The organism is Alistipes sp. UBA1686, assembly GCF_002320215.1.
GTDB lineage: Bacteria > Bacteroidota > Bacteroidia > Bacteroidales > Rikenellaceae > Alistipes > Alistipes onderdonkii.
Genome location: NZ_DCKA01000009.1, coordinates 163507 through 176567, shown reverse-complemented (window position 1 = coordinate 176567; position 13061 = coordinate 163507). Strand labels below are relative to the sequence as shown.

The window sequence follows — 13061 nt, the reverse complement described above, 5'->3', positions numbered from 1 at the left end:
CCCCGGATGTTTTTGCGTTTAAATATTGCGACGGCCCCTCAAATCTGTGTGAAGTTGCGTCACTACTTTTGAATTCTTCAAAATCACGGGCCGTCGCAATCTTTTTAAACAAAAATCATGCCATAGCCCATCCGATTTTCCTCGCCCCCAGTCTATCCCGCTTCGACGAGGCTACGCTCCAGTACGGCACGCGTCGCCATGCGGCCGGCCTCGACAATTTCCCGGGCGCGGTAGAATTCAAAAATCCCGAAACGGTCGGCAGGCATCTCTATCAGCAGGTCGGGCTTGTAAAGCTTGCACATCAGGCGTGCGATATGCTGCTGCATGATCTCCGACGATGCGGTAATCACCTTATAATAGTTCAGCGAAGCCTTGTTGCGGACGGCCATCTCCTCCGAGAACGGGGCGCTCACATCCACGGCGACCAGGACGTCGCCCGGTTCACGGCGCACCCGGTTCAACGGCAGCGGATTGACCGTACCGCCGTCGACCAGCACCTGGTTCCCCCGGCGTACGGGACGGAATACCGACGGGATGGAGATAGACGCCCGGATGGCATCGTACAAGCCTCCCCTGTCGAGCACGACTTCGCGCCCCGTCAGCAGGTCGGCGGCAACCGCGGCGAACGGCAGCGGCATCTTCTCGATCTTCACGTCGGGCACCAGCTCCTTCATGGCCCGCATCACGCGGTCGCCCTTGACGAGTCCCTCGGTGCTCAGCGCAAAATCGACCAGCCCGAAAACCTTATACTTGTCGAGCGTATACATCCACTCCTTGAAGGGTTCGAGATGCCCCGAGGCATACATGCCCCCGACCAACGCCCCCATCGAAGTGCCGGCCACAGCATGCACCTCGAATCCCTGACTCTCCAACTCCTCGATCGCCCCGATATGGGCAACACCACGCGCGCCGCCGCCCGCAAGCACCAGCGCAGCCCTTCTTTTTTTCATAAATTCATCTTGTTTATCCGCTCCCGGACTTTATCCCACGCATGGGTTCCGAACAGACAGCTTGCACGCATCGTGCCGCACATCCCGGCAAAACGCGACATCGGAATAACGAAACACAATTCGTCCGCACCGACCCACGGGCGCACCGAAGGATCGAACAGCCCCAGGAAACACCTGCGGCCGCCGTTACGGTTTTCCCGCACGGCCTGCGACACCACGGTACTGCATCCCGAGCCGAACGGCGCCGCAACGGCATCCGGGGCGTCGTTGTCGAACCCGGCCCATGTCACGAGCCCCGCCAAGACGTCTGGCGTAGCGAAGAATAGCACGCCTTCCGCCCCGTCGAACGTCCCCGCCGCATCCACACGCACGAACTCGAGCCACGCCTTCGGCCCCGGCCGCAGGTCGAGCGCAGCGATGAAGTCCAGCACCATTTCGGGCGTCTGCTTATAACGCTCCTTGAGCGAGACGAACTGCGGGACGAATTCCGGCATGGGGCTGAAACCCGTATAGAACTTGCCGCCCCCGCAACCGATATTCGAGGCGTTGAGCCCCACGGGCCGCCCGTCACGCGCCTCGGCCAACGCCTTGAAAAAACACCCGCCCGCCTTTGCGGCGGGGCGCAGCGGTTCGTCCGTATAGCGAAACAGCAGGGGCAGCTCCGGCACCGGGCCGAAAGCCTCGCGGAAAGCGGCGACAAATTCTCCTGTCTGCATGGCATTCATCCGTTTGTAATTACATAATCCATAAATACGTCGTGCGGTTCGACGGGCAGTGCCCCGACCAGCTGGTGGGCGTAGCAGACCCCGACCTTCACGCCCCGGAACCCGGGCTGCGAGAGGTATTTGTCATAAAACCCGCGGCCGCGGCCCATGCGGGCACCGGCTTGCGTAAATGCCGTTCCAGGAACGACGATCAAATCTATTTCGGACGGTTCGCACGGCATTGCGTCCCCGTCCGGTTCGGCGATCCCGAAGGCCCCCGCACGGAGTGCCCCGGGTACGTAATCGAAGAACCGCATCGCGTCGCCCCCGACCCGGGGGACGACGATCCGCCTGGCGGAGCCCCACCGGGCAAGCGCCTCCTCCGTCGCGGGTTCGTCGGGCAGGGCACAGAAAAACGCCACGCACCGCGCTGTCCCGAAAGGCCCCGATTCCGCTACCCGGCGGAAGATCCGCCCGGATGCCGCCGCACGTTCTTCGGGGGAGAGGGACAGGTTCTGTTTTTTCATCGCTGCACGCAGCTCTTTTTTAGTCATAAAACCCTCCTTTTCGGCATAAAATTCCCGGCCGTTTCTATTGTTATTCTGCAAACAATGGCTATCTTTGCGTCCGGGAACACAAAACTTTAACAAATATAAACAAATTTAAATCATTATGAGCTGTTTTTTATCTAATTCCTCGCTCGGCAAGAAGTTGGTGATGAGCGTAACGGGGTGCTTCCTCGTGCTCTTTATCCTCTTCCACATGTCCATGAACATTGTGGCGATCATCTCGCCCGAGGCTTACAACATGATCTGCGCACTGCTGGGGGCCAACTGGTACGCGCTGGCCGGTACGCTCGTACTGGCGGCAGGCGTGGTCATCCACTTCATCTACGCCGTCATCCTGACGCTCGAAAACCGCAAGGCACGCGGTTCGCAGCGCTACGCCGTAACGGTCGTGGAACCGGGCGTCAAATGGGCTTCGAAAAACATGCTCGTACTGGGCTTCATCATCCTGGGCGGCCTGGCACTCCACCTGTTCAATTTCTGGGCTAAAATGCAGCTCGTCGAAATCATGGGCGGCCATGAGAATTCGCTGGGCTTCGGCGCAGCCGACGGCGCTTCGCTGATCGCCTACACCTTCTCGCAGTGGTATTACGTGGTGATCTACCTCGTGTGGTTCTTCGCCCTCTGGTTCCACCTCACGCACGGCGTATGGTCGATGTTCCAGACGGTAGGCTGGGCCAACGACACGTGGTATCCCCGCCTGAAATGCATCGCCAATATCGTAGCGACGATCATCTTCCTCGGCTTTGCCGCCGTCGTGGTGGTTTACTTCATCAAGAGCATCTGCCCCTGCTGCGCAGGCGCCTGCTAACCGATTATCCAGAACAATAAACACACAACAGATATGGCTTTTAAATTAGATGCTAAAATCCCTGCCGGCGCTCTCGCAGAAAAATGGAGCAACCACAAGGCAGCTATCAAGGTCGTAAGCCCCGCGAACAAGCGCAAGCTCGACATCATCATCGTCGGAACCGGCCTGGGCGGTGCTTCCGCAGCCGCTTCGCTCGGTGAACTCGGATATAACGTAAAAATATTCTGCATCCAGGATTCGCCCCGCCGCGCGCACTCGATCGCCGCACAGGGCGGTATCAACGCTGCGAAGAACTACCAGAACGACAACGACTCGGTATACCGCCTGTTCTACGATACGATCAAGGGCGGCGACTACCGCGCACGCGAAGCCAACGTATACCGCCTGGCCGAGGTTTCCAACCTCATCATCGACCAGTGCGTGGCCCAGGGCGTACCTTTCGCACGCGAATACGGCGGCCTGCTGGCCAACCGCTCGTTCGGCGGCGCACAGGTATCACGTACGTTCTACGCCCGCGGCCAGACGGGCCAGCAGCTCCTGCTGGGCGCTTATTCGGTACTCAACAAGGAAATCGCAGCCGGCACGGTGAAAAGCTATCCGCGCCATGAAATGCTCGACATCGTCATCGAGGACGGCGAGGCAAAGGGTATCATCGCCCGCAACCTCGTCACCGGTGAGATCGAGCGCCACGGCGCACACGCCGTGGTGATCGCCACGGGCGGATACGGCAACGTATTCTTCCTTTCGACCAACGCCATGGCATCGAACGGTTCGGCTGCATTCCAGTGCTACCGCAAGGGCGCCGGCTTCGCCAACCCCTGCTTCACGCAAATCCACCCGACCTGCATCCCCGTACACGGCGATCAGCAGTCGAAGCTGACGCTCATGTCGGAGTCGCTGCGCAACGACGGCCGTATCTGGGTTCCCAAGAAACTCGAAGACGTGAAGGCCATCCGCTCGGGTGCCAAGAAACCGTCGGACATCGCCGAGGAAGACCGCGACTACTACCTGGAGCGCCGTTACCCGGCCTTCGGTAACCTCGTGCCGCGCGACGTGGCTTCGCGTGCCGCCAAGGAGCGCTGCGACGCAGGCTTCGGCGTGAACGAAACGGGGCTGGCCGTATTCCTCGACTTCAAGACCGCCATCGAGCGTCTGGGCAAGGATATCATCAAGCAGCGCTACGGCAACCTGTTCGACATGTACGAGGAGATCACCGACGTGAGCCCCTACGAGCAGCCGATGCAGATCTTCCCCGCCGTGCACTATACCATGGGCGGCATCTGGGTCGACTACAACCTGATGACCACCATCCCCGGCCTGTATGCCATCGGCGAGGCCAACTTCTCCGACCACGGTGCCAACCGCCTCGGCGCCTCGGCGCTGATGCAGGGTCTGGCCGACGGTTATTTCGTACTGCCCTACACCATCGGCGACTACCTCTCGCACAAGATCCAGGCTCCGAAGGTGAAGACCGACACCAAGGCCTTCGACCAGGCTGAGAAGGAAGTCAAGGAGAAGATCGCCAAACTGCTCTCGATAGGCGGCAAGCAATCGGTGGACGATATTCACAAGAAACTCGGCCACATCATGTGGGAGAACGTCGGCATGGCCCGCACCAAGGAGTCGCTCGAAAAGGCGATCACCGAGATCCAGGCACTGCGCAAGGAGTTCTGGAAGGACGTGAAGGTCGTAGGCAAGGAAAACGACTTCAACGTCGAGTTGGAAAAGGCGCTCCGCCTGGCCGATTTCCTGGAACTGGGCGAGCTGATGGCCCGCGACGCACTCAACCGCGAGGAGTCATGCGGCGGCCACTTCCGCACGGAGCACCAGACCGAGGAAGGCGAGGCCAAGCGCGACGACGAGCACTTCGTATATGCCGCCGTATGGGAGTACAAGGGCGAGGACGCAGCCCCCGAACTGACGAAAGAACCGCTGAACTTCGAATTCGTACACCCCGCACAGCGCAACTACAAAGACTAACCGTTTGACGTTGTAACACTTTAATAACAAATTGAAATTATGAATTTTACATTAAAGATATGGCGTCAAAAGGACGCTAAAGCAAAGGGTGGTTTCGAAACTTACAAAGTCGAAAACATCTCGGCCGACACCTCGTTCCTCGAGATGCTCGACATCCTCAACAATAACCTCATCCACGAGGGCAAGGAGCCCGTGGCATTCGACCACGACTGCCGCGAAGGTATCTGCGGCATGTGCTCGCTGCACATCGACGGCCATGCCCACGGTCCCAGCCAGGCGGTCACGACCTGCCAGATCTACATGCGCAAGTTCAAGGACGGTGCGACCATCACCATCGAGCCCTGGCGCTCGGCAGCGTTCCCCGTCATCAAAGACCTCGTGGTGAACCGTTCGTCGTACGACCAAATCCTGCAGGCGGGAGGTTTCATCTCGGTACGCACCAACTCGGTGCCCGACGGCAACGCCATTCCGATTCCGAAGGCCGACGCCGACGAGTCGATGGACGCCGCCGCATGCGTAGGCTGCGGAGCCTGCGCCGCGACCTGCAAGAACGGTTCGGCCATGCTTTTCGTCGCTGCCCGCGTATCGTCGCTCGCCAAGCTGCCGCAGGGCCGCGTGGAGGGTGCACGCCGCGCCAAGGCGATGGTCGCCAAGATGGACGAACTGGGCTTCGGCAACTGCACCAACACGGGTGCCTGCCAAGCCGAGTGCCCCAAGTCGATCTCCATCGCGCACATCGCACGCCTGAACCGCGAATTCCTCTCGGCAAAATTCGAAGACTAAACGGACATATGCGACCGGCTTTCCCCGCTTTGCGGAAATGCCGGGCAGACAAAGGGGAGGGACTGCATTGTCCCTCCCCTTTTTTATTGTATCGTTATGCAAACTCCGCTTCCGGTTCTCAATATGCGCCCCGGCCATACCCGGCCGTCGTCTCGCGCCAATGCCGGACGCGGGAAGGCAGACGGTACCATTTTTGCGGCGACGGATGAAATACAAAACCGCAATGCCATGGAAAGAATTGTAGAATTTCCGACCGACCGCACCGTCATCTCCACCGAAAACAACGGGTTCGCAGGCGACGAACGCGACGAAACCCTGATCGACGAAAATCTCGTGGAAACCGAGATCCCGCTGGCGGACAGGATCCCGGGTGCCGTCCGGGAGACCGAAGAGGGCGACAGGCCGATCTATGACGAAGAAGGGCACCGGAACGATCCGGGCGGGGAGTAAAACGGAGCCGGCGAAGCCCCAGCCTTTATTGCGGGCGGATCGACGAAAGCCGCGCCACCTGCTTGAGGTCGAACTCGCCGTAGATGTTCACCACAACGGTTTCCTTCGCACCGTAGGTAATCATCACCAGCTCTGACTTGACCGACAGGGCCGTTTCCCGGATATAGAACTTCGTGGTCTGCCCGTCCTCCGTACCGGAGGTGACGGGCTGGAATTTCCGGTCGGCGGCGACGGCGGCCTCGGCATCGCGCACCAGCATCCCGCTGTCCCCGCCTTTGAGAGCAATGATACGGATATACTCAATGTCCTTCAGTAATACGGCAAGTCCTTTATCCCCCCTTTGCGCGGCCTGACGGCTCATCATCTGCATCATCTTCTGCTCCAGCAGCACGCTGGTAAATCCTTCGGAGGCATCGTACCGCCGGAAGAAATTGTCCACGGAGCTGCTCTGCGCCGATACAGACCGCGGCAGGAAGAGGCAAAGGGCAAATATCAATAACAATCGTTTCATGGATTCCGTGATTATAATTACATGAGCAGCGAAATGCCGAAACTCAGCGTATGGCACTCGGGGCCGCCCCCCTTCTTGAAAAGGGGCGTCACACCGTAACGGACGAAAACACCGACACCGCTATAGGAAACCGAACCGCCCACACCGAACTGATATGTCCGCAATCCCGAAAGCTCGTACTGCACCTTCGGCTTTTTATGCAGTGAAGTCAGCTCGATCCCGAAGTCGGAATACGCGATGGCCGACACCTGAAAATTCCTGAAAGGCTTGTAAATAAGCCTCAGAGGAATACCGAGCGACGAAGTGACGAACTTCGATTTGTCGGCCGGTTCGTCCAGCGCCACGGGCAGGAGGCGTCCATGTTCGTACCCAAGGCGGATTTGCGCATCGGAAAGCCGGTAATTATCCACGGCAAAATTCAAATCTGTGGCAAAATAGAGTGTACGGTTGCGGTTCAGAGCAACCTGCACCTGTAAAACCGAGGCTGCGACATGGATCGAACTCCCCAGCTTCTGGTCGAGAAAACCCTTCTCTTCGGGGGCATAACCGTCGTAATCGACCCCAACCAGTTGCGAGAACCCGAATTCACCACAGTTGAACAGATAGAGTTTCACACGCCCCGACCGGGTCACCACATCGGCGTACTCCGGTTCCGGGGCACGCCCCAGTGTAATCCCGAACCCGGCCACCTCGAGTATGACATTGCCCTCGCGGTCTGCTCCGCGCAGTGCCATCAGGTCGTTGCCCACCGTATCGATCCTCCGCAACGTATCGAGCCCCAGTGAATCGCGGTTCATCGCCATAACGGGCCGTTCGCAGGTTCCTCCCCGCTGCACACGGAGTTCACCTTCGGTCTGCGCCGATACCAGCCAAGGCAAAAGCAGAATAAGTGCCAATAATAATCTTTTCATAGCCATTCCGTTTCAGGTTTTACAGCGAGAGCGAATAGGCAAACCCGAACGAGACCGTATGGCAGTCGGGGCCGGCATCGTGCTTGAACAGCGGCGTGATACCGTAACGGGCATAAAGGCCGAACCCGCGGTATGCGACCGACGCACCCAGGCCGAACTGGTATGCCCGGAATCCGGACAAACTGTGCTTCTCCTTCGGTTTTTTATAGATGGCATCCGCCCCCAGCATGAAATCGGAATAGGCGACGGCCGTGATCCGGAGGCGTTTCACAGGCTCGTAGATCAACCGCACGGGAATACCGAGCGAGGAGGTGACCGCCTTCGACTTGTCGGCCGGTTCGTCCAGAGCTACCGGCACGAGGCGTCCGCCGATGTTGCCAAGGGTGATTCCCGAATCGGCAAGGCGAATGTTGTCGAGCGTGTATTGCAGGCCGAGGCCGAGGCTGAGCGTCCGGCTCCGGTTCAGCGACAGGCATATCTGCATGACCGAAAAACTGAAATGAAACGACGGGCCGAGTCGCTGGTCGAGGAACCCCGCCTCACCGGGGGCATAGCCGGAGTAATCGACCCCGGTCAACTGCGTGAAACCGAACTCCATATCGCTGAGCAGGTTGAGCCAAACCCGGGGCGATTTCACCTCCATCTTCTGCATCGGGGTATGCCCCAGCCGGAGGCCGAAGCCGGCGACTTCGAGCACCATGCTGCCGTCGCGTCCCCCGTCGCGCAGGGTCACCAGGCCGTTGTCGACCGTGTCGATACGCCGCAGCGTGTCGATACCCAGCGAGTCGCGGTCGACGGTTTCGATGGTCACGGGTTTCCCGTCGGCACGGCGGAAACGAACCGAGTCGGCGTTCTGCGCCGCAACGGGTGAAAAGGCCAGGAGCAATACCCCCGCAAAAACAAACAGTTTCTTCATGACATATCATTTTAATCGTTCACAATCAATTCTTCGACCAGATGCTCAGGGTCGGCGAACTCGGAAAAACCCTGCAAATAGACCGTCGTCCGCATGGCGACGTCCTTGTCGTAGACCGCTTGCCCGTCGATGTAACAATAGGGGCGGCGCATGTACTCCACGCACAGAAAAAGGCCGAGCGCCACGACGGCCGCTGCCGCGATCCCGCACAGGCGCAGGAACCTCCGCTTCCTGCCGGGTCTATGCCCGAAGGCCTGCACCCGCTCGGGCAGGCATTCCCCGGCAAGTCCGTCCATGCCGCAGAACATCGCCCGGGCATAGCGCAAACCGGGATCCGTTTCCCCCTCCCGGAAATAAGCCTTCAGTTCCTGCTCTTCGGCATCGGTCGTCCGCGCCTCGAAATAGCGCTCCAACAACTTCTCAATCCGTTCTTTCCGCTCTTTCATCGTCCATCATTTTTTTCAGTATTCCCCTCAGTGCATTGCGGGCGCGGGAGAGGATCACGCGCACCTGGGCTTCGTCGCAAGCCACCATGCCGGCAATCTCACGGGTCGGATAACCCTCGATGTCCTTCAGGTACAACACCTCGCGCTGCCGCCCGGGCAACTCCGCCATCGCACGGCGCACCAGGTCACGCGCTTCCCACCCTTCGGCATCCCCCGTCGTCGCACGCTCCGCCCATCCTGCCACAGCATTGTTGCGGCGCCCGTCCGCCCGCCGCCGGCGCAGGCAATCGTAACAACGGTTGCGCACGGCTGCCATCACGAAGGAAGCGATGTCACGGCAACCGTCGAGCCGCCCCCGCTCCGTCCACAACCGCTCCAGCAGGTCGTGCGTCACGTCCTCGGCCTCGTCGGCGCAAAGCAGCAGGCTTTGTGCATAACGGAACATACGGTCGCGGAGCGGCACAACGTAACGGGTGAATTCGAATTCCTTCATTGTATTTGTAAGACGAAGCAGCCGGGCAAAACGCAACACCGGATCGGTAAATATCGTAATTTTTTCCTCAATAGAAGCCTTTCCGATCCCATGCCGGAGCTCCTATAATATAGGTATGGCAAAAAAATGCAGATTTTTTGAAGAAATTTAGTACTTTGTATTGCATAATACTAAAATATGTATTATATTTGCAATACCAAAGTAGTAGTAAACCGGAAATATTAACCCTAAAATACCTCTACGACTATGAAAGAGACAGTAAACGTAAATATCGGCTCGCAGGCTTTCACCCTCGACGAAGATGCTTACCGTGTACTCAGGAGTTATCTTGACGACATACGCAGCCGCCTGCCCGAATACGACACCGAAACCATGGGCGACATCGAGGTACGCATTGCCGAGATATTCCGCGAGATCGTCTCCTCTCCGATGCGCGTCATCACCCTCGACACGGTGCGCACGGCGATGCATCGAATGGGGGCACCCTCGGACTTCGGCGAGCGCCGCGGCAACACCGCCCGGCAGGAGGACGAGGAAGCCGAGCCGGAAACCCGCAAGCTCTACCGCTCGCGCACCGACCGCTCGATCGCCGGCATCTGCGGAGGGCTGGCCGACTTCTTCCATGTAGATGCTACGGTCATGCGGCTCCTCATGCTGTTCCTGATAATCTTCGGCGGGCTTTCGATCTGGGCTTACATCATCCTCTGGATCATCATCCCCGAACAACCCGCCCCGAAATTCAATATTAACCGTAAAAACCGATAAAACCATGGCAACGGACAAAACAAAAAAACTGTACCGGGTACGCGACGGCATCATCGCTGGCGTCTGCGGCGGACTGGCCGACTTCTTCGGGCTCGACCCGTCGCTCATACGCATCGCAACTCTCATCCTCATACTCTTCGGCGGGCTTTCGCTCTGGGTATACATCATCCTCTGGCTGATCGTACCGAAGGCTCCGAAGCGATTAACCGAATAAAGCATTATGGCTGAAGACAACGTAAAAGCGCAGATGCGCAAGGGAATCCTGGAGTATTGCATCCTCGCCATCCTTTCCCGCGAAGATTCGTATGCTCCGAAGATCATCGCCGAACTCAAAGAGGCCGAGATGATCGTGGTCGAGGGTACGCTGTACCCGATCCTCACACGGCAGAAAAATTCGGGGCTCCTGACTTACCGTTGGGAAGAATCCCCGCAGGGGCCGCCCCGCAAATACTACACGCTGACCGACAAGGGGCGTGAATATCTTAAAACGCTCGACGAAGCCTGGGACGAACTCGTAGGCCAGATACAGGTCATTCGCCACGGAAAATAAAAAATCAACCCTTAAATAATTACAACCATGAAAAGAATACTTTTGATCGCAGTCCTGCTGGGCACCATGATCACCGCCACCACATATTTCGTCTGCATCGCAGCCCCGTCGGTACTCTTCGGCAAGGGCATCAAAGGCAGCGGCAACATCGTCACGCGCACCATCGACGCCCCGGATTTCGACCGTGTGGATGCGGCACGCGCCGTGAAGGTCGTCATCACCGGCAAGGCGACCGGCAAAATCACGATCGAAGCCGACGACAACATTATGGAATACGTAGTGGTGGAGGCCAAGGGCGGACGCCTGACGGCGACCATCGACAAGTCGGTCAACAACGTATCGAACGCCGACGTGACCGTCACCGTCCCGGCCAACGGGCGCATCCGCGCACTCGACGCATCGAGCGCCGCACGGATCACGAGCGAGGTCACGCTGACGGCCGACAAATTCTCGATCGACGCATCGAGTGCCGCCAGGATCGACGCGGCCGTGAAATCGACCTCCTGCACAGTGGCCGCATCGAGCGCCTCGAACATCGACGCCGCCATCGAAACCGGCACCTGCACGGTAGAGGCATCGAGCGCATCGAAGATCACCCTGAAGGGCTCCGCCGACAAATGCAGCATCGACATGAGCTCGGCCGCAAAACTTTCGGCCGCCGAATTCACGGTCGCCGACTGCAGCGTCGACACCTCGAGCGCTGCCAAAGCTACGGTCAACTGCACGGACAAACTCCGCGCCGAGGCTTCGAGCGGCAGTTCGATCCGTTACACGGGCGACTGCCAGACCAGCATCAGCAAATCGAGCGGCGGCAGCGTAAGCAGGAAATAATCCCCCAACGGCACAACTATGAAAGAGGTTAAAAAATGCAGCATATCGGGCGTAGCGTTCACGATGGACGCCGATGCCTACCAGGAGCTGGAGAACTATCTCGACAGTCTGAAAAAGACCTACAAGGATACGCCCGACGGAGCCGAGATCGTCGCCGACATCGAAGCCCGCATAGCCGAGCTGATCCTCACGACGCAGGACAACACCCGCGTGGTCGAGAAACCCCTGATCCTGAATATCATCCACCAGATGGGCTCGGTCGAGGACATCTCCGAGGAGAGTTCGGACAAAAAAGCCACCGAAGAGCCGCGTATCCCGCGCCGCCTTTACCGCGACACGGAGAACGCCAAACTGGGCGGCGTATGCGCCGGCATCGGCAAGTACTTCGACGTCGATCCCGTATGGATCCGGCTGGGCATGTTCCTGCCGATCCTGCTGAGCTTCCTGCACTGGATTCCGTTCATGGACTGGACGGAACCGATGATGGGCAACCTGTTCGGCATCTTCGTCATCTGCTACGTTATCATGTGGTTCGCCGTACCGGCGGCACGCACGGCACGCCAGAAGCTCGAAATGAACGGCGAAAAAATCACCGCACAGTCGATCCGCGAGACCACCGAAGCCACCGCGGGCTGCGATCCCGACGTCAGGGCCAAGCCGATCGTGGCGGAGGCCGTCTCGGTCTTCGGCAAAGTGGTGCTGATCCTGCTCAAGCTTTTCGCGGGGCTGCTCGTATTCGGGCTTATCATGGGGGCCTGCGCCCTGATTATCGGGCTGTTCGCCCTGGTCGTGGGCGGCGGAGGCATACTCTCGCCTTTCTTCCCGCTGGGCATGACGCTGTGGGTACCTATTCTCGGCATATTTATTGTACTGATTCCCGTCATACTGCTCATTTATGTACTGATGTGCCTCATCGCTTCGCGCAAGCCCGGAGGCACGGCCGTGCTGGTCATCTTCCTGCTGTGGCTCGCAAGTTTCATCGCATGCGCCTGCATCGCCATCCGCGAGGATGTAGGCGACCGGTTCCGCGCCAAGCGTAACGTGATCGAACAGGTGCTCAACACCGAAGTGGTGATCGACAACGACACGACGACGGTACAAAAGCTGCTCAAGGAGTACGAAAGCCAGAACGTCATCGAAGACGGCCAGAAGACACTGCACATCAGTATCCCGAACAAATCGATCGACATTACGATCGACAAAGACAAGGCCGGGCTGGAAGTGAAGGCCGACGGCAATCGGGTGAAGGTGGGGAAAAGCCGCAAGGCTTCCTCAGAAAAGGCCGGCCAGAGCACGCAGGCAGCCGCAGAGGCGGACGCAGACACTACTGCGCAGGGGCAGCAGACCGAATAAGGCCACAGGCGTTAGGTAAAATAAAAAGTTTTTTCGGAACG

The 13061-nt window shown here is 58.7% G+C and carries 17 protein-coding genes; 9 read left to right on the top strand and 8 right to left on the bottom strand.

From position 1 onward, the window contains the following. Nucleotides 1–152 precede the first annotated feature (152 nt). Genes B3C38_RS03090 through B3C38_RS03080 form a run of 3 tightly spaced genes read right to left on the bottom strand, consistent with a single transcriptional unit; the run spans nt 153 to nt 2208 of the window. Nucleotides 153–950: a patatin-like phospholipase family protein gene (locus B3C38_RS03090; RefSeq protein WP_286725210.1), complete on the bottom strand. Its 798-nt coding sequence runs from the start codon at nt 948–950 to the stop codon at nt 153–155. After that, nucleotides 947–1666, bottom strand: coding sequence for a DUF169 domain-containing protein (locus tag B3C38_RS03085; RefSeq protein ID WP_022333056.1), 720 nt, complete (start codon nt 1664–1666; stop codon nt 947–949). Before B3C38_RS03085 ends, B3C38_RS03090 begins: the two co-directional genes overlap by 4 nt. Before the next feature lie 5 nt (nt 1667–1671). Further along, nucleotides 1672–2208 carry a 5-formyltetrahydrofolate cyclo-ligase gene (locus B3C38_RS03080; RefSeq protein WP_117508211.1) on the bottom strand — a complete coding sequence of 179 codons (537 nt, stop codon included), beginning with the start codon at nt 2206–2208 and terminating at the stop codon, nt 1672–1674. A gap of 118 nt (nt 2209–2326) precedes the next feature. Between B3C38_RS03080 and B3C38_RS03075 the strand changes: the two genes are divergently transcribed. The 4 genes from B3C38_RS03075 (at nt 2327) to B3C38_RS03060 (ending at nt 6244) form a co-directional block, all read left to right on the top strand. Next, nucleotides 2327–3031, top strand: a complete 705-nt coding sequence (locus B3C38_RS03075; RefSeq protein WP_022333058.1) for a succinate dehydrogenase/fumarate reductase cytochrome b subunit b558 family — start codon at nt 2327–2329, stop codon at nt 3029–3031. A 33-nt stretch (nt 3032–3064) separates the two neighbouring features. Further along, a complete protein-coding gene (locus B3C38_RS03070; RefSeq protein ID WP_055202395.1) occupies nt 3065–5011 on the top strand; it encodes a fumarate reductase/succinate dehydrogenase flavoprotein subunit in 1947 nt (648 codons plus the stop codon). A gap of 39 nt (nt 5012–5050) precedes the next feature. Then, the gene (locus B3C38_RS03065; protein ID WP_055202393.1) at nt 5051–5794 is read left to right on the top strand and encodes a succinate dehydrogenase/fumarate reductase iron-sulfur subunit; all 744 of its coding nucleotides are present in this window, start codon (nt 5051–5053) and stop codon (nt 5792–5794) included. Nucleotides 5795–6022: 228 nt separating this feature from the next. Continuing rightward, nucleotides 6023–6244, top strand: a complete 222-nt coding sequence (locus B3C38_RS03060) for a hypothetical protein (RefSeq protein ID WP_022331811.1) — start codon at nt 6023–6025, stop codon at nt 6242–6244. A 25-nt stretch (nt 6245–6269) separates the two neighbouring features. Here the strand turns inward: B3C38_RS03060 and B3C38_RS03055 are convergent, their stop codons facing one another. From B3C38_RS03055 to B3C38_RS03035, 5 genes are read right to left on the bottom strand one after another with little or no spacing between them, the layout of a single operon-like run. Continuing rightward, nucleotides 6270–6755: a DUF4252 domain-containing protein gene (locus B3C38_RS03055; RefSeq protein ID WP_022331810.1), complete on the bottom strand. Its 486-nt coding sequence runs from the start codon at nt 6753–6755 to the stop codon at nt 6270–6272. Between the two features lie 17 nt (nt 6756–6772). Next, a complete protein-coding gene (locus B3C38_RS03050; RefSeq protein ID WP_217733887.1) occupies nt 6773–7666 on the bottom strand; it encodes a hypothetical protein in 894 nt (297 codons plus the stop codon). Nucleotides 7667–7685: 19 nt separating this feature from the next. After that, entirely contained in the window at nt 7686–8582 is an 897-nt protein-coding gene (locus tag B3C38_RS03045) for a hypothetical protein (protein ID WP_022331808.1), read from the bottom strand. Between the two features lie 11 nt (nt 8583–8593). Further along, nucleotides 8594–9028 (bottom strand): hypothetical protein, encoded by a 435-nt coding sequence (locus B3C38_RS03040; protein ID WP_022331807.1) that lies wholly within the window; start codon nt 9026–9028, stop codon nt 8594–8596. Beyond that, complete coding sequence (locus tag B3C38_RS03035; protein WP_022331806.1) at nt 9003–9521, bottom strand: RNA polymerase sigma factor; 519 nt, start codon at nt 9519–9521, stop codon at nt 9003–9005. The genes B3C38_RS03040 and B3C38_RS03035 overlap by 26 nt, the downstream gene beginning before the upstream one ends. A gap of 246 nt (nt 9522–9767) precedes the next feature. Between B3C38_RS03035 and B3C38_RS03030 the strand changes: the two genes are divergently transcribed. The 5 genes from B3C38_RS03030 to B3C38_RS03010 are packed head-to-tail and all read left to right on the top strand — an operon-like array spanning nt 9768 to nt 13020. After that, nucleotides 9768–10286 carry a PspC domain-containing protein gene (locus tag B3C38_RS03030; RefSeq protein WP_022331805.1) on the top strand — a complete coding sequence of 173 codons (519 nt, stop codon included), beginning with the start codon at nt 9768–9770 and terminating at the stop codon, nt 10284–10286. Nucleotides 10287–10290: 4 nt separating this feature from the next. Next, nucleotides 10291–10500 carry a PspC domain-containing protein gene (locus tag B3C38_RS03025; RefSeq protein WP_018696608.1) on the top strand — a complete coding sequence of 70 codons (210 nt, stop codon included), beginning with the start codon at nt 10291–10293 and terminating at the stop codon, nt 10498–10500. Between the two features lie 6 nt (nt 10501–10506). Beyond that, nucleotides 10507–10836 carry a PadR family transcriptional regulator gene (locus B3C38_RS03020; RefSeq protein ID WP_022331804.1) on the top strand — a complete coding sequence of 110 codons (330 nt, stop codon included), beginning with the start codon at nt 10507–10509 and terminating at the stop codon, nt 10834–10836. Between the two features lie 27 nt (nt 10837–10863). Then, nucleotides 10864–11667, top strand: coding sequence for a head GIN domain-containing protein (locus B3C38_RS03015; RefSeq protein ID WP_286725200.1), 804 nt, complete (start codon nt 10864–10866; stop codon nt 11665–11667). An 18-nt stretch (nt 11668–11685) separates the two neighbouring features. Next, nucleotides 11686–13020 (top strand): PspC domain-containing protein, encoded by a 1335-nt coding sequence (locus B3C38_RS03010; RefSeq protein WP_286725198.1) that lies wholly within the window; start codon nt 11686–11688, stop codon nt 13018–13020. Nucleotides 13021–13061: the final 41 nt, after the last annotated feature.